The organism is Polymorphobacter sp. PAMC 29334, assembly GCF_019431245.1.
Classification (GTDB): Bacteria; Pseudomonadota; Alphaproteobacteria; order Sphingomonadales; family Sphingomonadaceae; genus Polymorphobacter_B; species Polymorphobacter_B megasporae.
The window spans coordinates 1,370,001-1,390,211 of the sequence record NZ_CP080243.1 but is presented as its reverse complement, the minus strand read 5'-3'; the positions used below and the strand labels follow the sequence as shown (position 1 = coordinate 1,390,211).

The following is a 20,211-nucleotide window of genomic DNA, read 5'->3' as shown; positions in this document are numbered from 1 at the left end:
TCTCAAGCCGCCGTCAATCCCAAGACCCGTCTGGAGACCCCGCGACCGATCGGCGCCAGAAGCGTCGACGGCGGGCCGAGTGGCGGACACCGGACGACCGGCATATGGCGAGTCGATTCGATCGCGTGTTCTACGCGTGCCGTCACGATCGTCGGCCCGCTTCGTGACGTCGAACGAATGCGATCGTCGTCACAGCGTCGGACGAAGCATCGAAGTTGCAGCGAGCATCCCGTCAGTCGATTGTCGTCCTCGAGATCGCGCCGTCACCAATGCCTGACCGCCTCATCAGTATGACGAGCATCTCAGGAGGTGACCTTGCCAAGTCACAAACCGTCCATGCTCCTACCATCAAGTCCCATGAACCGGCTATACCAGGAAGGTGGTTTCCTGCCCATGAGCGCGCAATGCCTAAGGAAGACGAGCCAGTCGGCTGTGGCCCACGTAGCCCCCGTGGTCATGAGCATCAGGACGCCCACGACGCCCAAGACGCATAGGAGCGCCAAGCCGAATAAGAAATACACGACATACTCGATGAGTGTCACCATGAAGTCCATCAGGAAGCTCATGAACCCGGCCTCATCCGCTCATCGCCAGCAATACTCGCCCTCGCGGCCTTCGTCGATCGGCTTGAACGTCCCCGTCAGCTTGGCGAACACCGTCAATGCGACGAACGAACCCAATCCGCAGCTCAGCGCCGGATTGATGGAGACCGGTCTCAACAAGTGGCCCGCGCGGCACTTCAGCATGCGGAGTTGCCGAAAACCAAAGGTGCCGATCCACGCCAGGATCCGCTTGCGCGGCTCCGGGTGCGCCCGTGTCGCCAATGCCGCGTTCCCGACGACATACATGATCAGGGCCGAAAACGGCAGAATACCCCAGATCAGCCAGCTCGGCATGGTAACGGCGATCAACAGGGTCACGACCCACCCGAGGAGTGTGAACGAGTTCCGCGTCATCCAACCTGCGAAACGGCTTCTCATCCGTCCGTCCTCCGATGAATTCGCATGATCACCGAGGGTCATTGTTCAATCTGACTGATACGCTCTCCTCCATTGCGACGCCAGCGAGGCGAGGTTGGGCTTATCCCGGTCCGGCGACGGCGGTGTAGGCGATGTGCGCGTCAAGAGACTGTCCGTCCATGTTGACGATCTTCGCGGCATAGCCACCCTGCGCATCGAGGTGCTGCACCGCCATGGCAAGGAGACCGGACGCGTCTTCGCGGCTGATGACGAAGGGCTGATCGAGACGGAAGAGTTCCTGTCCGGTGATCTCGGCCAACTCGCGCAGCACGGCGAGCTTCTCCTGTTGCTCTGAAGGTATCGAAGGGTTGCACCAGCCCCACTTCCATGTCGAATGTGCGGGAAGGAAGGTCCCGACTTCAAGCGTTTCGGCGTAGAGCAGCGGTTGCTCCTCATCACCCCAGATCACGAAATTCGGCTGCGCATGCTTCACGTCGTAGTCCCACCCCTTTGCCCGATCCAGGCCGTAGGTGTCGTGCATGATGCCGCGCTTCTGCTTCAACCCGGCCGTGGCGCTGTCGACCAGCTCTTGGTAGGATCGGACGGTCATGGTCGGCCTCCGTCATCTTCTCGGACTCGTCCGTCCGTGTAACACGCGCAAGACGGAATCCGCCATCGGCAGCGCGAGCTGCGGTGCAACGGGGAGGATCGGGCGGGCGCCGCCTCTCCTCATCGCCACAGCGGGATGGGGGAGCATCATTTGCCGCATCGGCGAGCGGTAATCGCCGTGGCGGATCGTCAGCCGCAGCGCAAGATGACGCTTGGACCAATCCGAGCGGTGGTCGGTGCGGGCGTCCGAGGTTGAAACGCCCCTTGCGCCGGTCGGATCCGATTTTCGCAAGCCTCCCTGTGGCACTTGCCCGTCGCGTGAGCGGAGACCATGGTTTCCCTCAAGCGCCTGTCGCAAACTGCGGTTCGCGCCTGGTTCTCACGGGGTCCAGATCTTATCCGTCCCCAGCCCGCCCGGCCACCGTCGACGATGGTGCGCATTCTCCGACGCGCGATCGGACACCTCTCTTGATCCGTCGCCGCGTAATCGCCTGCGTCGGCGACGACCGCTCGGTTGGGGACGATCGCCGCGGACCATGTGTAATCGACAGTCTTCGGGTTGAGGTCGACTCCATCCGGGAGTCGTGTGTCCTACTTTGTCGCGTCGACGCTCAGCAGGGACTGCAACATGGTTCCGGTAGGCGTTCCGAGGCCGGTGCAGGGGTCCCATCCCGCCGCGGCCGAGTACCCGATGCCTCCCGATTTGTTATCGCCTTTGGTGACGTCGTGTAACGCGTGCGGGGCGGCGTAGAGCGCGGCATGGGGTTGACCGAGCGGTGCCGAGCGACTGGCGTTGATCACGGCGGCGATTGCGGCCCAGAATGGGGCGACGGCACTGGTTCCACCGATTATCCCGACCTGACCACCGGTCACGATGCGATAGCCGCTGTCCGGGTCGGCATTGCCTGCAACATCGGGAACGCCTCGACCACCTTTACGTGTCGCATGCTTCGGGATCGCGATGCCGTGCTGGTAGGATGGCGTGGTGAAGAGCGCGCTGACGCCGCCTCCGGTGCCACCGCCGTTGCTCTTCCACACCGTTTCTCCCGTCCGCTTGCCGCCCGACGCCTTGATCCTGGTCCCGCCGCAGCCGAGCACCTTCGGGTCCGAAGCAGGATAGTCGACGTGCGCCTTGCCGTCGGCGACACCGTCGGTCGCCAGCGCGTCGCCGCTCGCGGCGGTCACGGTCACGCCGAGCGTCGCGGCGTCGGCGATCGCAGCGGACATCGCGGCGATCGCCTGGCCCGTCCATCTACTTTCCGGCGAGCCCCAGCTGATCGAGATCGCCGACGGTTTGTTCACGGCATCGTGCACCGCCTGGCTGATGGCGTCGGCGAAGCCCTGATCCGTGTTCGCCGCGAAATACACCGCCAACTTCGCACCGACTGCAACACCCCCCGCAACCTGGATGTCGAGCGCGACTTCGCCGTTCGCGCCGCTGGCGTCGGTGGGGTCGTTCCTCCCGCCGTCGACCGGCACGGCGACGATCGACGGCACTGGAAGACCCATCGCCGCGAACGCCGCATTGTTGTCGGCATCGGTATAGCCGCCGCCAAGCTCGATGATGCCGATGCAGGTCTCATCCGCCTTGGCGCCGGCAAGACCGTACAGCGCAGCCACCTCGGTCGGTAGGAAGCCCTTGGGCACCGGCCCGACGCGGTGTGGCACGATCTTCGGCGTCGCCGCCGGTCGCGTGTCGAACCCGAGAACCGCGAGCACACGGTCGACCAGTGGTGCAGGAAGATGCAGCGAACCGGTGCGGACGCGATAGCTGCAGCCGCCTTCATCGCACCGATGCAGGCTTGCCCCGAAAGCCTGAGCAAGTGCGGCGGATGATCCGCCCAGCCTGATCAGCCGGCGCGCCGCGTCCACCTGCACCAGCGTCAAACCGTTCGAGGTGGCGAATTCCGACACCTGACGGATATCGTCCGCATGGTCTACCTCGCGCTCCTGACGAAGTGCCTCGCGGGGCTTGGCGGCATGCCCGACGATGTCGGTTCCAACGGCGATGGGCCTGAGATGCACGCTCAAGATGATCTGCTCGTCGCCGGGCGCCGGCGTCAGGGGCATTCCCGTAGGCATCACGCGCTCACTGCCCGGTATGGATCGAAGCTGCGTAGTCATCGGCTTCCTTTCAGTGGTTCAGCGGACGAATGCATCGGCCGCGAGCGGTGGCGCGATCGCCTGCGCCGGGTTGCGGATGGAGATTCAGCGACACTAACGCCGACGGCGACGATGCCGATAAGCATATATCCCATATTGAGAATCTTGAGCGACTCCACCGTTCGGACACGATGTTCTCACTTCGTTCCTTTGTAGGAAATCCCTTTTCGCACCGCACGACCGTCGAGCCGTTTTAAGTCGCGGTCTGGCCGATCGGCAGCGAGCCGTGACGGAAGCTCCACTGTGCACACGCTCATGAGACCGACACTTCGCGATCTGAATTATCGGCAGACGACCTACCCTCGAGCTGCAACCCTCGACGCTCGACCCGCCGATGTTTTTGCGACTAATGCCGCCCAAATGGCGGAGTGGGAAGGACGCGGCGCGGCTTCAGCGGGCCTACGGTCTTCACCAGGCTCACGGACACCAACTCGTCGGTGAGGAACCGCGTCTCCACGATGCTTGTGAAGACGCGGCGCAAATCTTACTGGTGGAGGATACTCGAGGCGCATCCAGCAGCCGCCTGTGGCTTGATCGCAGGTTGGTCGAGCACGCGGTAGGCAAGCCGGACGCGTCGTCCGCTTTTCAGGCGGTCGAGCTTCATGCAACACTGGCGGACGTGCGCAACGAGCAGACGATAATGACCTAAAAGTGCCATCAGAGGTCAGACCGGCGACGCACCGTCGACTTCGGGATCTGGAATGTGAACGGCCTAGTGTCGTGGATCAGCTCCCGCCGATGACGCTCCGAACCGTCGTCCTTTTCGCAGGCGGTTGCCTGATCCTCGTTGGCGGTCTGTTCGTGCAATTCCACGATGTAGAACGGATCTGGGTGCGAGGTTACGCACCTGGTATCGATTCACCTGCTCCGGCCAAACCGTTCCGCGCGGCTTTGACCGTGTGCGTCGCCAGAGGCGACAAGGCACGCGTAGATCTGGTGCGCGCGGGCGGCGCATATCCACTGTCAGGCTGGTTTCTCCCGCAGAACGAGTTGCGGGCCGTCAAGCAGTGCATGAGGGGCAACGGCTGGCTTGCAATGCCCAAGAAGCTCTATCTCCCGTAGCTCCTTGAGACGGACAGCGTGAGGACCAAGTGCACAGTGTGGATCATAGCTGCGCCCGGTCCCGGGGTGGCGCCGGGCGGCTTGCCCGGGACCGTCAGGCCGTGCTGCCTTCGACCCCCGTTATCACTCTATGGCGTGCTCAGGATGTCGCCGACCGCGCGAACGACAACGCTCCGGCGGGTCGGCTAATCCAACCGGATTACTGCGCGTCAGCTTACGAACGCCGTCCGGCACAGGCCAAGCTCGATAGTGGTGGACGATGCCTGGAGCAGAGCACGACGGTGATGCCCCACGCACTTTAGGCACACCTGCCCGAGATCAGGCGACGGCACTCCGGCGCATCCGGCTCGCCGCTCCAACCAGCCCGAACCCAGCGATCATCATCGTCCAGGTCGCAGCCTCCGGCACGCCGCCGACGACGGACACGCCATCGATGAACGCGGTCTGATCCGAGGAGGACAGGCCACGGAACTCCAGGGAGTAGATCTGGCCGGCGGTGACGAAGCCGGTGCCGCTCAGGCGCTCGAAAGCCTGGCCATCGTGCGTCGTGAACGTCCCAAGCGAACCAAGCTCGATGCCAGATCCGGTCAGGGAGACATCATAGGACTGATTGCCACCATAGGATCCGGCGTTAGGGCGACCGGCGGAAAGCCACGACACCGTCAGCTTGCCCGACTTCGTGGCCGTGAAGTTCTGGTAGACCGAGGTTTTCTCCTGAAGCGCATAGAACTGCGCACCGTCCTGACCGGACGGGGGCGCGGAACCATACCAGGCGCTGGCGCCCTGGGCATTCACGAGCGCGCCCGTGCCGGTCCAGCCGAGCGGCTGCGTCGAATAGCTGTAGTTGCCAACGCCCAGGTTCGGCGTCTCGAAGCTGCCGTCGATCAACGTGGTAGCCGACGCTGAGGTCGAGGCGATCAACAGGATAGAAAACAACAGGGAACGGCTCATGCGCTAATCCTTACGCTACTAATATGAGATTAACGATGCACGAATCATACCAGTTGGCATTCTCCTACGTATCCCGCTGCGTTCATGCATCGAATTGTAAGCTCTACCTTACACTTTTGAGTTCGGGATGTGTGCTGGTGCACAGCTATCGCGGAATCCCGCTGCCGCGTCCGCGATCAGTCGCCGCGCGGTGGCTGCGAGGCCGTACAAGCTCCAAAACTGAACCTAATCCCAGTTCGCGGACCGGCGCTTTGAGCCGGAACACGGTGTCGCCCGAATGGAGCGGGGCGGACGCCCGCGCGGGCGGCCCCCCCCCCGCGCGGGCGGCGCAGATCGACGCGAAGGTCGCCGCGCCGTCCAGCTCACCAGCGAACGGAGTACGCAGCTGCCGCTTGCCCAACCGATCCGCCGCGCCGATGGTCCTGGCTTGCGGAGATAAATCGAGATGAAGGCGGCCTTGTTTGAACGGATCGGCAAAAGTCCGGCGGTCGTCGTCGTCCCCGATCCCGTCGCCGGCGATGGCGACGTTGTCGTCGACGTCGTCGCGGCCCCGGTGCTGGCCTACGCTCACGAAGTCCTCTCGGGCGAGCGGCCGATGCTGTTCGAGCTCCCATTCGTGCCCGGCACAGGCGCGATAGGCCGGGTCAGCGTCGTCGGGCCCGACGCTACAGAGCTGAAGGTCGGCGACTGGGTCTACTGCGATCCGACAATCAGGGCCCGCGACTCCCAGGGACTTCCGGCGATAGCGCTGCAGGGGCTGACGGCGAACGGCCCGACGGCGTTGCCGCTCCAGAGGCAATATCGCAACGGAAGCTGGGCCGAGAGACTGCGTCTGCCGCTGGAGAACGTGGTGCCGATCGGCGATATCGATGCCGATGACGCCGGTCGTTGGCTGACGCTCGGAACCATGCTCGTCCCCTACGGAGGTCTGTCGAGCGTCGGCCTGACCGCAGGCGAGACCGTCGTCGTGAACGGCTCCACGGGCGCCTTCGGCAGCGCCGCCGTGGCCGTCGCGCTGGCGATGGGCGCGGCCGGCGTCGTCGCGACGGGCCGCAACGAAGCCGTCCTGGATGCGCTCGTGGCCAAGGGGAGCGGCAGGGTCCGGCCGGCACGCATGACCGGCGACCAGGATGCCGACACCGCCGCCATCCGGACGGCCGCGAGGGGTCCTATCGACGTCGTCTTCGACATTCTGCCGCCGCAGGCTTCAGAGGCGCAGGTCCTCGCCGCGATCCGTTCGGTCCGTCCGGGCGGAAGGATTTCGCTGATGGGCGGGGTCGGCATGGGCGGCGGCGGCGAGCTCGTGTTCCCCTACCCCTGGCTGATGCGAAACAACATCACGATCAAGGGCCAATGGATGTATCCCCGCGACGCCGTCGGACGGCTCGTCGCGCTGGCGCGGAGTGGTGTGCTCGATCTCCATCGATACGAGGTGTCCGAGTTCCCGCTCGACGCGCTCGCCGAAGCGATCGACAACGCCGCCGCTACCGCCGGTCCCTTCGCAAGGACCGTGCTGCGGATCTGAGACCGCCGGGTCGATCGTCACCTCGATCGATCTCGAAGGGAACTAAGGATGCTTCCGGTCTCGACTGCCCGCGTGGTCGAGGTGAAGCGAAAAGGGTTGGGATACTTCCTCAGCGCCCGGGTCTGTGATCACGTGAGCCTGAACCGAGGTGCATCGCGAGAGCGGAAGCAGCGTCAGGTCGATCACGACCGGTAGCGCAACATAACCCTCATCCATTCATTCTCGCTCGGATACGGGGGCTGCTAGCCCTCCGGCTGCTCGGGGTGACGACGAAGCGAGGGCGGACGACACGACCTGCGGAATAGCAGGCCTCGCACCGCAGCCGGCCGATCGCGCGCGGCAGGTCGTCGTCCCAACCGCGCCGGACGAACAGCCACCACAGCGGTATCGCATCAAGTCGACGGACGCGCCGCAGTTCGGACATGTCAGGCAGAACGTCCGGCGATGTAGCGCACACTGTCGAGCGTCTTCAGTCGACGGCCGACATAATCGACGGCATCGTCGGTCGACGACGTCATGATGCCCGCGTCATTGCCGCCATTGGGATCAGTCCCCATGACGACCGGCGATCCTCAGCGAAAGCGAAAGAGAATACGGCGCGAGCCGAGGCGCGTCGGCTCTCGCCGAACTATTTCAACAGATGCAGATCGACCTCTTCGATCTCGAACGCGCCGCGGCAGTGTGAGCTGCAGGTCAGCTGACCCTTATATTCGTCTGCATTCGACATCGTTCTGAATACGAGCACGAAGCAGCGGGCAATCCGACCGCTGCGAGTTCGCCGCGTCGCGAACAGATCGTCGAATATAGGGGGACCCGCTGCACGCTGAAGACGACCGAGCTTCGCCAGCCGCAGGATGCGGAGGACCCGCCTGATCCGCTTCTACGATCCGACACCGTGCGGCCGTGACGAGGACCCTGTCGACGGACGAAGGCGACAGCGCTCAGGTCGGTGCCTTGCATAACCAGGCTGAACGCTAGCAGTCGAGCGCCAAGAGCGAGATCGTGACCGATGCACCATACGACATGCCTGGTCCGCCCTCGAGCGCCGAAGTCGGTAGCCATCGAGTGCTTCGTTCACATCGTCTCTAATGGAGCAGGTTGCCCAATGCGTTCTGGTATGGCGCCTGGTCGCCGTCCGCGTAGGGCAATGGCACGGGTGGACCTTCATCCCGTGAAAGAAGGAACAGCTGAGCGCCCAATTGCGCTCCCGCGAGCGTGCTGGCGAACCCGAGGCCTTGGATGAATCCGACCGCCTTCGGCAAGCCCGGCACCGCATAGGGTCGTTGGAGAACGTAGCTGTCGAAGATAATCACGACGGCGGTGTTCTTATCCATATGACCGAAAAGAAGATCAGCAGTTCCGATCACGCATGGACCATCAAAATAGGACGCGGGGACCGGGTCAGGCACGTCGGCATTGACCAATACCCGTGTTCCACCTCCGGGTGTTCCGCTCGTGCTTCCCGCGAGGCTCGGCGGGCTCTTGCGGTTGGGGAGCTGAACCGCCTCCAGCGTCTTTCCGACGCTGACCCCGACACCCAGGCCGGTCAACGAGATCCTCTCGTCCGGGTATCCATCCGGGTCCAGCCGATCGCTCCTCGTCATCGGTAGAACGAGGCGCCCAGCCGATGCCGACGCCATCTTCCTCACAGGGATGCTGAGACTTCCGCCCGAGGTCGAACCGAAGAACCACGTTGAAAGTCGAGTTGGCCACAACGCCATGATGCCGTTCCTTGCTACCGATCAATCAGTTCAACTACCGGACAGAAGAAACCGGTCCGATTGAACTGTTAGATTGAAATGCGCTCCCGCGGTCCATGGACAGAGTTACGGATCCGACCGGGTCGTTTTTAATCGCCGCTGCTATCCCTTCAGCCGCGATCATGACGCGGAGCACGTTGTCTCCGGCGAGCTTGCCGACGTCGGGGTCGGACCAGCCCGGGCGGAGCACGTCCGCGAGCATACCGGGATAGGCGTCGACTGCGCTGAGACGCTACGGTAGCGCGTTCCCACGCCGTCGAAGTCGCTGCCGGTCCCGACATGATTAGGCGGCACGACGGACCGCCTCGCATCAGATAACGTCGACGGATACCGCTTGTTCGCTCAACTGTTCTCCACCGTCGAGCCGCAACGCGACGCAGCCCGGCCTCTCCTCGCCGCGCCGTTTGCGGCGCTGCAGCAGCAGCAGCTGTTCGATCTCATCCTCGGTCCGGGCATGGCGCTCGCCGTCGTGCCCGCCACGAGCGTACCCTCCCGTATGCACCGCCAGTGGGATGCGCACGACATCGCGGCGCTCGTCGCCGCACGCCGCGGTTCGACCACCGCCACCAGCCTCGCGTTTCTCTGGGGCCTGCCGGTATACGCGGTCGAACAACTCGTGCTCGCCCGCAGTCCACCGGACCGGCCCGCTGGCGGTTGTCCGGAACCGCGGAGGTCCCGGCGAAGACGGTTCTGATCGTGGACGACGACGCGGCTGCGATGGCCGCGGCCGTGGCCGGTGCGGGTCTCGTCCAGCCTCCCTCCGAGATGCTGGCCGCCGCGATCTCTTCGAAGGAGCTCGAGGCCGTGCTCGCCGGCTTCGCGCCCGAGCCGCCGCGTCTGTGGCTTTTGAAGCGTCGTTTTGCGGCGAGCGACATGGACCCCGATACGGGAGCTTCACACCACCGCTAGGCGCCCCTCGCCTGGTCACGCGCCTCCCTGCGGCTGGAAGCGCGACCGACCGCAGACCCTCAAGCCTTCGGGTCGGCGGTCCGGAGGACGACCTCCTCGACGGCGCGCTCGAGTTCGCCGAGCCGGTCGCGGCTGATCGCGTCCGCGATCCAGTCGTCGGGCGCAACCTCCCGGCAGGACGCCCAGAGATCGGCGAAGGCCTCGTCGAGGTCGTCCGCCGAATAGCCGGCGTCGCTTCTACCGGAATGGAGGATGAGATGGACAGCCAACTCGGCGGGATCGAGGATCACCCGCGTCGTCGTCGCACCTCCCGTCAATCCGACGAGGACGTCGATCGCGGGCACGGGCCTAAAGGGCTGCAGCACCGGTTCGTAAGGATCCTCGGCCCTACCGACATCCTCGAACGAACCCGCGTTCATCATCAGCAGATCGCGGAGCGCCGCCAGCGTAGGGGTCCGGGCCACCAGCCATCCAAGCGCCAGGGCCGGACGCAGTTCGTCCCAATTCGTGCGCAGGACCCGGATCGCCCGGGTCGGGCCGGCACCGACCTGCATGAGCTCGATCGCCATCACCACTTGCAGAACTTGCTCGAGATTAAAGATCGCCCGTCGCCCTCGTCCGGTGTTCGACCTCGGCGGGAAGCCCATCCTCTGCAGATATTTGAAACGGCGGCGGATAGTGCCGCCCTCTGTGACCCCGCACATCCCCGCGACGATCGCCTCGATCTCCAGGTATCCGATCTTAAACATCTCGCCTCCCGTCCAAAGCCAACGACCATCGCCCACCGAAAGGATCTCGAATAGTGACTTCGCACCATCTATTAGTCCAGCCTCGCACTTGGGTGACCTTCGACGTCGAGACCATGCTCGACGAGGCGGCCGCGGCCGCGGCGGGTTACAAGGGGAACGGCATGCCGTCGGCTCTCCAGCGGATCGAGACGGCCTGCATCCTTGTCGCGACCGAGGAGCCCGACGGCACTTGGCGGTCGTTCTCGCTCCGGACGTTCGGACCCCTGACTCCGAGTTCGACCTGCTGATGCGGCTCGACCACGAATTTTCCAGCCTAGCTGACCGGAAGGCGGTCGTGGCGACCTATAACGGCCGGGCACATGACCTTGCAGTCCTACGGCGTAGATGCGCCCGGCACTGGATGTTCGGGCTCCCTGGCATCGCGGCGGCGTCGGCCATGGACCACTTCGACGTAATGCTGCGGCAACGCGCGGACCGCCGCGACGGCGCCCCGTCGCTGAGGGACGCCTGCGCCGGGTTCGGCATCAGCGCTTTCGACGCGCGCGGGATCGCCGCATCGTCGCTGCCGCGGAAGTCCACCAAATGCCAGACCGACGTGGTCGCGACGTTCCTGCTGGTTCTCTACGAAATCGCCATTGAGCGGGGATCCCCCGACCCGCTGCTTGCCGGGTGGGAGGGGTTGTCTGGCTTCCTGGGAGCCATGCGGCCGCGGCTGATCCACCTCGAACACATCCGTGTCCATCCTCTGCTCCGCGATGCTCAACGGGATCGTAACGTTGCCGCATCGACCGTGTAACACACGAAGCGACCCCCTCACAATTTTAGAAGCACTGAAATTATCGCGGGGATGGTGTTTCACAAATTGCGACCCCCTCTGATTTCAACACCTCCGCAGGAGCGATCCGGACAATCGAACGACCGCAAAAGTCGACCACTGGTGCGGAGTGCGATTTAGCACTATACCCTAGCAATATGAGCGTTCATTTCATAATTTCGAACGTCGGCGACGTTATCGAACCTGACGGCTACTCGCTGGCGCTCTCGTCGGTGCTGGTGGCAATGACGGCCGACGTCTCGATCGAATACCGGTCGCGCATCCTCGGTTTCCTGCGACGTTACCTCAACTTCGAGCACCTCCCGGGAGAGCATCCGCGAATGGTCCTCGAGGAGTCGGCAGACGACGCGGTCGAGCGCGTCAAGGCCTACTTCCTCTCAACTGGCGTCCCCGTCGTGCCTTCGAGGAAGCCGAACTGCGAGCACGAGCTAGATCTCCGGGTGCCCGACGGGCAGTCCACAGTCCATGCGCAGCAAAAGGTCACGATCCTGCGCCAATTCCATCAGCTGTGCGGCAGCCTAAAGGTCGGCGGCCGCACCGCCGAGAACCCGATCGAGCTGCCGGGATGGCATCAAAAGAGCGAAGAGGACCGGCGCGAGAGCTGGAGGACCCGCCACGGCGACACGAGCTACGGCTGGCTGAACGCCGGCCTCCGGTTCAAGACCTCGACGCGCACGGCCTATCTGCCGCTCATCGAGAATCCCTCGGGCTGTGCCGAGAAGATGACGCTTGCTATGGTAAAGCATGGTTGTCCCGCGACCATCGTCGCGATCTGCCATGTGCTCGAGGAGAACGGCTGCCGCTGGCGCGAGGCGGCATGGGCCAATGCGCTCGGCTGGTCTCTGAGGGGGTTCGGCGAGATCGTCCACACGACGAACAAGTTCGAGGCGGACGAGCACGCCAAGAAGATAATGCTAGCGCCCGACGTGCTTTCGGACATCATCAGGCGCTTCGAAGCCCAGCCGCATCCCAAGGACGGCGGCAGGTCTATGATCGACCACCTCCGTGAACTGGCCACGGCGGGCGACAAGGCTGCGCTGCGGGCGATACCACTCTTCCCCAACAGCCGGGGCGGGTTCCACCAGCATCGCACCTTCAACGGGCACTGGTTCCGGCCGGCCATGGAGGCCTGGGAGAACGAGGACGGGTCGCGCGGGCTTTTGATTCACTCCGATGTCTCGGCGCGGCGGCCAACGCCCCACTGGTACCGGCACGCCGAAATCACCCGCGAACTCGAGCAGGCCGTCGCGGAATGCCGGACGGACGCCGAGATCTTGGAAGCCTGCCGTTCGGTATGCCGGAGCTTCAGCCTCAAGACGGACCAGGCGAGTAGGTACGCCGCGGCGCTGATGAGGCGCCTGGCTAACGAGACCCAGATGCGACGCATCCGCGAACGCCGAGCCGGAAACGAGGCGCGGCGCCGAGCCGTCGACCTCCCGATCGCCGTCGGTCGGCTCGAGCTGTCCGAAGCTGAACGGCTTCTGATGCTGCTGCCGGTCCGGCGCATGGAGGCTGCATGACTATTCAACGTCAAATCGCACCGCGGACGCCGATCACGGTTGGCGCGAGATCGCTGCCGCCGTGGGACCGCAGCGGCGAAACGAACCTCGTCATCGAGCCGACCGTGGGGGAGTGGATCGTGGTCGGGGTATCGCTGGCGAACAAGCTCCTCGGCATCGAGGAGAGGATATTACCGGCGTTGCTGACGGACGGCATCCTTCGCGATGCCCGGATCGTCGAACGACTGTTCGAGCAAGGACAAACCACGTTCGTCTGCGTCGCGACCGGCATCTGGAGCCGGCTCTATCTCGAGCCCGGCGAAACGCTAATCATGGTGCAGTTCGGCGGACCCGGGTCCTGGTTGCAGGACACCCACGGACACGATTCGGAGGGACGGGTTTGCGTGCGCGTGCGCCCGATGCACGACAGGATAAGTGACGACGCGGCTATCGTCACCGACCGCCGGACATATCGCCTGCGGCTGGTGGGTCACCCGACCAAGGTGACGATCGCATGCAGCTGGACCCATCCCCGACGCGACCCCCGCATACTCACGCCGGCGGGCGAACAGAGACGCTGGAAGCCCAGTCGCCACACCACCGGCTTCAGCCGCCGCGATCGGTACATCGCTCTGGTGTTCGGGACGAGTATCCAGGACAGAGTCCTATCGTGGGCGGACGCGCTTGTGCCCCGAAGGACGTGGCAGCTGCGGAAGTACAACAGGTTGCGGGCCACCGCCCGTGTGGCGTCGGACCATCCGCACCCGCCCGCGATCCTCGACGCGGTGCTTGCGCGCCTCCTTGCGGTCGGAACGATCAGCCGCTCCGAGGTCAACGGCTGGTTGCCGCTACCTGACCGCGGCGGTGACGAGCTGGTCGAATACTTCCACGCGCGGGCGAAATCATCGCGGCGCGCCCGGATGCGGCTTCAGGGCGGCACGTCGATGACGCCGGACGACCTCCTAGAGGCTTTCCCGTTTGTCTCCAACCTCCCTCAGACCTGCTATGCGGATGCAGAGATCTATGTCGCCGCGTCGGCTAAGGCTCGGACGACGGTCTCGATGATGGGTGGAATGGCCCCAGCTGCCGCGTTGTTCTGCGCCGTGGCTCCCCGCTACATGCTTCGCGGCATCGAAATCGATCGCACTCTGAAGCAGGTCGCTTTTCTCGAACGCATGGCCATTGAAGCCGGTCTGCCGATCGATCTTCAGGATTCCCGCAACGTGGAGAAAATGGCCGAACACCTGCTCGCTCTCCCCGCAAGCGGCCATCTTAGTGAATACACGCGCTTCGAGATCCTCCGCGCGCTTCGTCTCCTGATTAACATCCTGCGCCGCTACATTCGGTATAACGATCCCGACGACGCATTGGGGCTCCGGAGATTTTGCCCGGCGGAGCCGTCGGCTGTATTCACGGCCCGGATGAACCGTCTCGGCGGCGAGCTAGCGGTGCGATCACGTGAGAACAGGAAATCGCGCGTGTTGCGACATGCCGGCAGGCTTTCCCAGATCGAGTTCGCCGCCGATCTCAATCTCGAGCAAGTCGTCATGACGACCAGGGCGCTGGCGTCGGCCGAGAAGGCGATTGACGCAGCCGACTGGATCGACGTTCCGGTCCCACTCACGATCGTCGGACGGCGCGGCCTTCTGCTACCCGGAAAGCAGGTTTGCGTCTGGCGCGTATGGGACCCGCTCGCCTATCACCGGCTCTTGAGAAGCAGGACGTCGGCGCGCAAGGAGCGGGAGGGCCTCGATGACGCCATCGCGGAATTAGAGAAGGCCAGGATCAACGGCGAACCACTCGCCTTCATCCACGAGTACCGCAGCACGTACAGCCTCTCCGGGAGCACGCCGGTTGCGCCGTTTTTCGTCGAATGCTGGCGCCTCGGTCTGATGGCGCGCCCCGCATCGCTTCCGGACCGCGTGATCCAAAAACGCTTCACGGTGCTGCAGGAGCTAAGACTTCCCGGCATCATGGCGCAAAAATACGGGCTTCTCACCGGAACGCGGAAGCAAATGCAGATATGGCGCCTATCGATGCGTCAACACCGCACCGTGGCCTACCTTGACGCGTTCGAACATGCGCTGCGGTTCGCGCATCTCGGTTTCTCCTCGGTCATCGAGAACCTTTCAAGGGCGACCGCCTGGATCCAGCAGACCCAGGATCGTGGGGGCTGGGAGGTGCGCACACTCAGCGGTGTGAAGACGGCCGGGTTCCTCGCCCACGACAAGCAACGTGGCGCGGTCGTCGACGACGTCATGTCGTGGTTTCCCGTTGGGACGGGGCACCAGGCTGAAGTCATCGAGCTCGTCGCGATGACCTGCAGACGATGCGGCTTTCCCGATGGCCTGCTGCCGGAGATCCCCATGAAGGAGGCGCAGGCGTGGAAGCGCCCGGACAAGCGTGGGTGGGTGTTCACCTATGGCGATAGCGTGTTGTCGCCGTTCTTCCTCTCCCATTTCCTGCAGTTCCTCCTTCCGGGGTGGGGCAAGATCACGTTCCACGACCTTCGGCACCTCGGGGCAAACGCCGCTTTGCAGGACGGTGTCCCCGGCTGGATGATCCGTCTCACGCTCAACCACGGCTGGACCGACATGTGGATCTACTACGCGCAGCAGTCGGCGGAGCAGAACCGGCAATTCGAGGCCGGCTTCCTGCGCGCGAGATTCGAGCGGTCGGCGACCGCGCGGTCGAACATGGCGCGGGGCCGCCGCGAGGAGCGGGCATGACGGGCGGCCGCGAACCGAAAGGCGTCCGCGCCCGGAAGACGGGCGAACGCGACGACGCGATCAGGAAGGCGGCAATGGGGATGGCGCGGCGGGGCAAATGGCCGTCGCCGTCATCAGTCGCGAAACGGACCGGCATCAGCGAATCCGTCGTCGAACGCCGGACCGGCATTCTGCTGGGGGCCCGGCGGGAGTGGGTGCGCGTCACCGGCAGGAGCCATCCCCAGTGGCGCGATCCGGCGGCTGTCGAAGCCATGCCCGCCGAGGCAGAGGTCGGCCCGTCCGAGCCGTCGGTGCCCGCGGTTCGGGACGAGCGCGAAAAGGCGACCTTGAAGAAGCAGAGGCGCACCATCGCCGACCTGAGGAGACGCATCGCGGAGCTGGAGGAGCTGGTCCGGCGTCTGCAGCTCGGCGTCCGGCCCCCGGAGATCGGCCTGATCCTAGAGGTCGGGACGCCGCAGCGAGCAACGGGCAAAACGAAAAAGGGCGTCGGCGTCCGCCCTCGGTAGAACCCCCGCGGCGACCGCTGGCGCGGCGCCAGCCCGCAAAGCCTCGAGCAGCCGGTCGGCTGCGAGGTCTCGCTCCAAATCCCTACGCCACATGTGGTGAGGCGCCGCTCCCGGCAGTTCCGCCTTCGATCGCGTCCAGTCCTGAATTCTGTGGAGATCGGTAAAGACCTCCGACGCGCCGCGCAGCAGCCGGAATTCGTGCCGCCAGGCGCGGGCGCCCAACATCACCGCGATGTCGAGGACTGCGGCAGCTCCGTGGGCGTAGGCCATGCGGTGCGCAAAGCCCGTTTCGGTCGGCCCATGCTGCACCTGCCGCCACGAAAGAGTGAAGCGCGCCATCAGCGACGGCCGACGGCGTCGCCCGCCCCGCCCGTCGCAAGACAAAGACCATGCGCCGACGGACCGGATCGGTGGGCGTCAGGGACTTCGCAGTCGCGGCGCCGACGGCCACCAGAGCGATGTCCGGATCCGCGGTTCCAGCGGGCGTAACGGACCAGGGCGTAGACGCTCGCGATGGGGATGCAGCCATGACCGCGTTCGCGGCGCAGACGGTCGTGGGCCGAGACGGCCCCGTCGGAGAGCGCGAATTCTTCGTCGTCGGCGGCGGCCGACGTGCTCAAATACATCGCGGCGGCTCCGGCGACGGTCACCGCCGGAACTCCGCGAAGGTGTCGATGAACCAGCGCACCGCCTCGGGCTTGCCCGACATCGCGTCGAGCGGCGACCAGTAGGCGAGAAAGTGCGACGGCGTCCGCAGCCACCTCGCCTGCCCTGCGGGTCCGAGCGGCCCGTTCGCAAGCAGATCCCCAAGGTCGAGGAAGAGCCGCATCAGCCTTTCCGAGACGTGGACCCCGTCCAAGTCCTCCTCTCGGCGGAACGGAGTCTCGTCGGGACCTGCCATGCCGAGCATCGCGACGGCTTCCGCCGGTGTGATCATCCACGTTCCGCAGAGGGTCCGCCAGCGTGCGGTTACCGCCCGCATCTCATCGATCGCGGGGTCGCCGTCGTCCATGAACAATTCCACTGTGGTCACTCCGATCTGGTGGCCCCCGCGCGGTCGGCGTCGGTGGCGGACGGTCGCATCCGGGCAGGGGCGGACTGGGGCGCGCGTGCCGAGGAGCGGGCGCGCTGCGTCGGCATGGCGCCGATGGCGACAGATCCGCCGTCCGCGCGACAAATTCGGAGACGCAGTGCCGGTCTCCATGCGTCGCATTGGACAGACGATGACCGCGCGGCATCAAGCTCAGGTGACGGGACAGCCCGATCAATGCAGGACCGGCGACGACGAGCCAGACGCCGACATTCCCGGCGATCCGGCGAGGATGCCGGACCTGGTGTTGCATCGGGAAGGTCGATTGGGTCATCATGGAAGTGGAGCGAACGACTGACTTGTTTGTTCCGATGATAAGAACAATCTATCAGCCATGTTCTTCTCAGGAGTTCGAATGATCACCGCATCGCATCTCTACGATCATGTCGCATGCCCCCGCCGCGTCGAACTGGATCTGCGCGGCGATCCCGCTGCGCGGGATCCCGTCAGCGCCTTCGTGCGGCTGCTCTGGGAGCAGGGGGCTGCCTTCGAGGCCAGGATACTCGCCGAAGTCGGGCACGACGCGGTCCGGCTCGGCGGGCTTGAACCCGCCGAGCGCGAGGCTCTGACGCTCGAGGCGATGGCCGGAGGGGCGGAGATTGTGCTCGGCGGCCGGCTCCGCATCGGCGATCTTCTAGGGGAACCCGATCTCCTGCTGCGCGAGGACGGGGGATACGTCGCCGCCGACGTCAAGTCGGGCCGGGCGGACGACGGCGTAGGGGAGGTCGAGGGGAGACCCAAAGCGTCATATGCCGTCCAGGTCGCGCACTACTGCCATGCACTCGAGGAACTCGGGGTCTCGGCGGGCCGCCACGCCTACATCCTCGATCCCGGTGGCCGCCGCGTCCGATACGAGCTGTCGGCGATGCGCAGCTCGCGGACGACGGAGTCCTGGTGGCGCTTCTACGGAACGGTCCGCGACGAGGTGCGGGCAACCGCAGCCGGCGCAGCCCGCCGGGGTGCGATGTCGGCGGACTGCGGCCTGTGCCACTGGCGTACCCTATGCAAGTCCGAGCTGACGGCGGTCGGAGACCTCAGCCTGATCCCGTCGCTTGGACGGAAGCTGCGCGACGCGATGGGCGACGTCGCCGGCGACCTCGCGGCTTTCGCGGCCTGCGATGCGGAGACCTTCGTCCGTGGCAGGAAAACCGTCGTGCCTGGGCTCGGGTCCGACCGGCTGCGCCTGTTCCATCGGCGTGCGGTTTTGCTGACCACACCCGGCGCGGTCGCCCACCTCCGCGGGCCGATCGACATCCCGAAGACCGACGTCGAGATCATGTTCGACATCGAGGCCGACCCGATGCGCGACGTGGTCTACATGCACGGCTTCGTCGAGCGGAGAGCGTCCGCCCCCGGCGTGACGAACTTCACGCCCTGCATAGCGGCGACGCCCGACGCCGCAGGTGAACGCGCCGCCTTCGCTGAGGCGATGGCCTATCTCGCCGCCCGACCCGAGGCGACCGTGTTTTACTATTCGCCCTACGAACGCACCGCCTACCGCAAACTCCAGCGCAGATATCCCGAAGTATGCTCTGCCGACGCGATAGAAGCCCTGTTCTCTTTTCCCCGTTCAGTCGACCTTTACTTGGATGTAGTCACCAAGGCGACCGAGTGGCCCACGCACAACCATTCGATTAAGACGCTCGCCAAGTTTCTCGGCTTCGCCTGGCGGGACACCGATCCCAGTGGGGCGGCGTCGATCGAATGGTATCACCGATGGATCGAGACGGGGGACGACGCGATCAGACAGCGTATCGCGGACTACAATGAGGACGACTGCCTCGCCACGGCAGTCCTGCTGGATGGAATCCGCGCTCTCCCCCTCGCCCCCGGAGCCGCGCTGGCAGAGGGCGGCACTGCCTCATCGCCGGATCATCGGGATGCCTGACGCCGTAGAAAGCCGGTCGTCGTATTGGCAAATCGCCAGGGCGGTGAGCATCCGTCCAGGCCGCCGGACGAAGACGCGGCGCGACACTCCGTTGGTCGACCACGCCTGTCGACAGGTCGTCGCCGAGGTTAAGACCAGGCCCGCGCATGGCGGCCACGTCGACTCCGGTTCGGATGGTGCGACGCGTGTCGGGGCGACCCGAAGGAGGGAACGGAAGGCAACAGGGGTCGCCTCCCCAAGCTGTATGACGGCCGTGAAAGGCTCACGAGTCCGTCACCTGCTCTTCGAGCAGCTTACGGCAAGCGACCATGAGTGCCGCGGCGGACTGATAGCCGAGCGCCTTCGCTAGAGCAGCGCTTGTCACAACGAGATCATGTTTGTCGTCCGCCCCGTGGTCGGGATCTCCGACGACGGCGATTCCTCTGGGAACGTGCATCCCCCGCTCGAACCTCGACAACGTGCTTGGCACCATGCCCGCGGCCTCGGCGAGCGCCTCCAGCGTGAGGCCACGTTGAATCCGGATGGTGCGGATCGAGGGACCCGCACTCCACAGCCCGGAGTTCTCGATCTCCACCTGCACCTCGTCCCACACGGGTGCGAGGTCCTCGAGGTCCCCACCCCACGTTCCGGCGATCGCCAGGAGCGTCGCCGGCGACGGTCGCTGAGCTCCGACCTCGATCCGCGAAAGGGTGCCGTAGGAAATGTCGGCGCGTGCGGCGGCTATCCGGCGCGTCAGTCCCGATGCCATGCGCGCCTTCAAGACTCTCGCGCCGATGTCCATCGGAAGATCGCGCAGGAAGAAGAACGGGAGGCGAGAGGGAATCATTGGTCGGGTTTGCAGTCGCATTTCCGCTCCCATTTTACAACGGTCGGATGCACGCAAGATCACCGACACCACCGGCGAGACGACGGGATCCTGGACGGATCCGAAAGTCGGAGCGGACATCACAGACGATCGCGGTCGATGACGCCGTCGA

21 protein-coding genes are annotated in these 20,211 nt (G+C 65.0%); 10 read left to right on the top strand and 11 right to left on the bottom strand.

What is annotated here, in order from left to right; genetic code table 11:
• Positions 1-323: 323 nt before the first annotated feature.
• From KZX46_RS10530 to KZX46_RS10515, 4 genes are all read right to left on the bottom strand, one after another.
• Positions 324-566: a hypothetical protein gene (locus KZX46_RS10530; RefSeq protein ID WP_219776535.1), complete on the bottom strand. Its 243-nt coding sequence runs from the start codon at positions 564-566 to the stop codon at positions 324-326.
• Between the two features lie 18 nt (positions 567-584).
• Complete coding sequence (locus KZX46_RS10525) at positions 585-920, bottom strand: hypothetical protein (RefSeq protein ID WP_219776534.1); 336 nt, start codon at positions 918-920, stop codon at positions 585-587.
• A 160-nt stretch (positions 921-1,080) separates the two neighbouring features.
• A complete protein-coding gene (locus KZX46_RS10520) occupies positions 1,081-1,569 on the bottom strand; it encodes a DUF6882 domain-containing protein (protein WP_219776533.1) in 489 nt (162 codons plus the stop codon).
• A 590-nt stretch (positions 1,570-2,159) separates the two neighbouring features.
• Complete coding sequence (locus KZX46_RS10515) at positions 2,160-3,692, bottom strand: protease pro-enzyme activation domain-containing protein (protein ID WP_219776532.1); 1,533 nt, start codon at positions 3,690-3,692, stop codon at positions 2,160-2,162.
• A gap of 759 nt (positions 3,693-4,451) precedes the next feature.
• On the opposite strand from KZX46_RS10515, the gene KZX46_RS10510 reads away from it, so the two are divergent.
• Positions 4,452-4,793, top strand: a complete 342-nt coding sequence (locus KZX46_RS10510) for a hypothetical protein (protein ID WP_219776531.1) — start codon at positions 4,452-4,454, stop codon at positions 4,791-4,793.
• A 318-nt stretch (positions 4,794-5,111) separates the two neighbouring features.
• Here the strand turns inward: KZX46_RS10510 and KZX46_RS10505 are convergent, their stop codons facing one another.
• On the bottom strand, positions 5,112-5,744 hold the full coding sequence (locus tag KZX46_RS10505) for a PEPxxWA-CTERM sorting domain-containing protein (RefSeq protein ID WP_219776530.1): 633 nt from the start codon (positions 5,742-5,744) through the stop codon (positions 5,112-5,114).
• Between the two features lie 445 nt (positions 5,745-6,189).
• Here KZX46_RS10505 and KZX46_RS10500 point away from each other — a divergent pair, with 445 nt between their 5' ends.
• Positions 6,190-7,269, top strand: coding sequence for a medium chain dehydrogenase/reductase family protein (locus KZX46_RS10500; RefSeq protein ID WP_219776529.1), 1,080 nt, complete (start codon positions 6,190-6,192; stop codon positions 7,267-7,269).
• A gap of 425 nt (positions 7,270-7,694) precedes the next feature.
• Here the strand turns inward: KZX46_RS10500 and KZX46_RS23240 are convergent, their stop codons facing one another.
• Both KZX46_RS23240 and KZX46_RS10495 read right to left on the bottom strand, forming a co-directional pair.
• Positions 7,695-7,826 carry a hypothetical protein gene (locus tag KZX46_RS23240; protein ID WP_255615440.1) on the bottom strand — a complete coding sequence of 44 codons (132 nt, stop codon included), beginning with the start codon at positions 7,824-7,826 and terminating at the stop codon, positions 7,695-7,697.
• A gap of 528 nt (positions 7,827-8,354) precedes the next feature.
• Positions 8,355-8,819, bottom strand: a complete 465-nt coding sequence (locus KZX46_RS10495; RefSeq protein WP_219776528.1) for a hypothetical protein — start codon at positions 8,817-8,819, stop codon at positions 8,355-8,357.
• Between the two features lie 544 nt (positions 8,820-9,363).
• Here KZX46_RS10495 and KZX46_RS10490 point away from each other — a divergent pair.
• Together KZX46_RS10490 and KZX46_RS10485 are read left to right on the top strand one after the other, a co-directional pair.
• Positions 9,364-9,723, top strand: a complete 360-nt coding sequence (locus tag KZX46_RS10490; protein WP_219776527.1) for a hypothetical protein — start codon at positions 9,364-9,366, stop codon at positions 9,721-9,723.
• Positions 9,724-9,725: 2 nt separating this feature from the next.
• On the top strand, positions 9,726-9,938 hold the full coding sequence (locus KZX46_RS10485) for a hypothetical protein (RefSeq protein WP_219776526.1): 213 nt from the start codon (positions 9,726-9,728) through the stop codon (positions 9,936-9,938).
• 59 nt (positions 9,939-9,997) lie between these two features.
• Here the strand turns inward: KZX46_RS10485 and KZX46_RS10480 are convergent, their stop codons facing one another.
• On the bottom strand, positions 9,998-10,687 hold the full coding sequence (locus KZX46_RS10480; RefSeq protein ID WP_219776525.1) for a hypothetical protein: 690 nt from the start codon (positions 10,685-10,687) through the stop codon (positions 9,998-10,000).
• Between the two features lie 53 nt (positions 10,688-10,740).
• On the opposite strand from KZX46_RS10480, the gene KZX46_RS10475 reads away from it, so the two are divergent.
• The 5 genes from KZX46_RS10475 to KZX46_RS10455 all read left to right on the top strand — a co-directional run bounded on the left by KZX46_RS10475 (position 10,741) and on the right by KZX46_RS10455 (position 16,256).
• Positions 10,741-10,974, top strand: coding sequence for a hypothetical protein (locus KZX46_RS10475; protein ID WP_219776524.1), 234 nt, complete (start codon positions 10,741-10,743; stop codon positions 10,972-10,974).
• Positions 10,975-11,123: 149 nt separating this feature from the next.
• Positions 11,124-11,483 (top strand): hypothetical protein, encoded by a 360-nt coding sequence (locus KZX46_RS10470; RefSeq protein WP_219776523.1) that lies wholly within the window; start codon positions 11,124-11,126, stop codon positions 11,481-11,483.
• Between the two features lie 176 nt (positions 11,484-11,659).
• On the top strand, positions 11,660-13,042 hold the full coding sequence (locus KZX46_RS10465) for a hypothetical protein (RefSeq protein ID WP_219776522.1): 1,383 nt from the start codon (positions 11,660-11,662) through the stop codon (positions 13,040-13,042).
• Positions 13,039-15,750 carry a TrbG/VirB9 family P-type conjugative transfer protein gene (locus tag KZX46_RS10460; RefSeq protein WP_219776521.1) on the top strand — a complete coding sequence of 904 codons (2,712 nt, stop codon included), beginning with the start codon at positions 13,039-13,041 and terminating at the stop codon, positions 15,748-15,750. Before KZX46_RS10465 ends, KZX46_RS10460 begins: the two co-directional genes overlap by 4 nt.
• Positions 15,747-16,256, top strand: a complete 510-nt coding sequence (locus tag KZX46_RS10455; protein WP_219776520.1) for a hypothetical protein — start codon at positions 15,747-15,749, stop codon at positions 16,254-16,256. The genes KZX46_RS10460 and KZX46_RS10455 overlap by 4 nt, the downstream gene beginning before the upstream one ends.
• Before the next feature lie 338 nt (positions 16,257-16,594).
• On the opposite strand, the gene KZX46_RS10450 is transcribed toward KZX46_RS10455, so the two are convergent.
• Both KZX46_RS10450 and KZX46_RS10445 read right to left on the bottom strand, forming a co-directional pair.
• Positions 16,595-16,906, bottom strand: coding sequence for a hypothetical protein (locus tag KZX46_RS10450; protein WP_219776519.1), 312 nt, complete (start codon positions 16,904-16,906; stop codon positions 16,595-16,597).
• Entirely contained in the window at positions 16,903-17,268 is a 366-nt protein-coding gene (locus KZX46_RS10445) for a hypothetical protein (RefSeq protein ID WP_219776518.1), read from the bottom strand. The genes KZX46_RS10450 and KZX46_RS10445 overlap by 4 nt, the downstream gene beginning before the upstream one ends.
• Positions 17,269-17,701: 433 nt before the next feature.
• On the opposite strand from KZX46_RS10445, the gene KZX46_RS10440 reads away from it, so the two are divergent.
• On the top strand, positions 17,702-19,234 hold the full coding sequence (locus KZX46_RS10440; protein WP_219776517.1) for a TM0106 family RecB-like putative nuclease: 1,533 nt from the start codon (positions 17,702-17,704) through the stop codon (positions 19,232-19,234).
• A 262-nt stretch (positions 19,235-19,496) separates the two neighbouring features.
• Here the strand turns inward: KZX46_RS10440 and KZX46_RS10435 are convergent, their stop codons facing one another.
• A complete protein-coding gene (locus KZX46_RS10435; protein WP_219776516.1) occupies positions 19,497-20,081 on the bottom strand; it encodes a helix-turn-helix transcriptional regulator in 585 nt (194 codons plus the stop codon).
• Positions 20,082-20,211 lie beyond the last annotated feature (130 nt).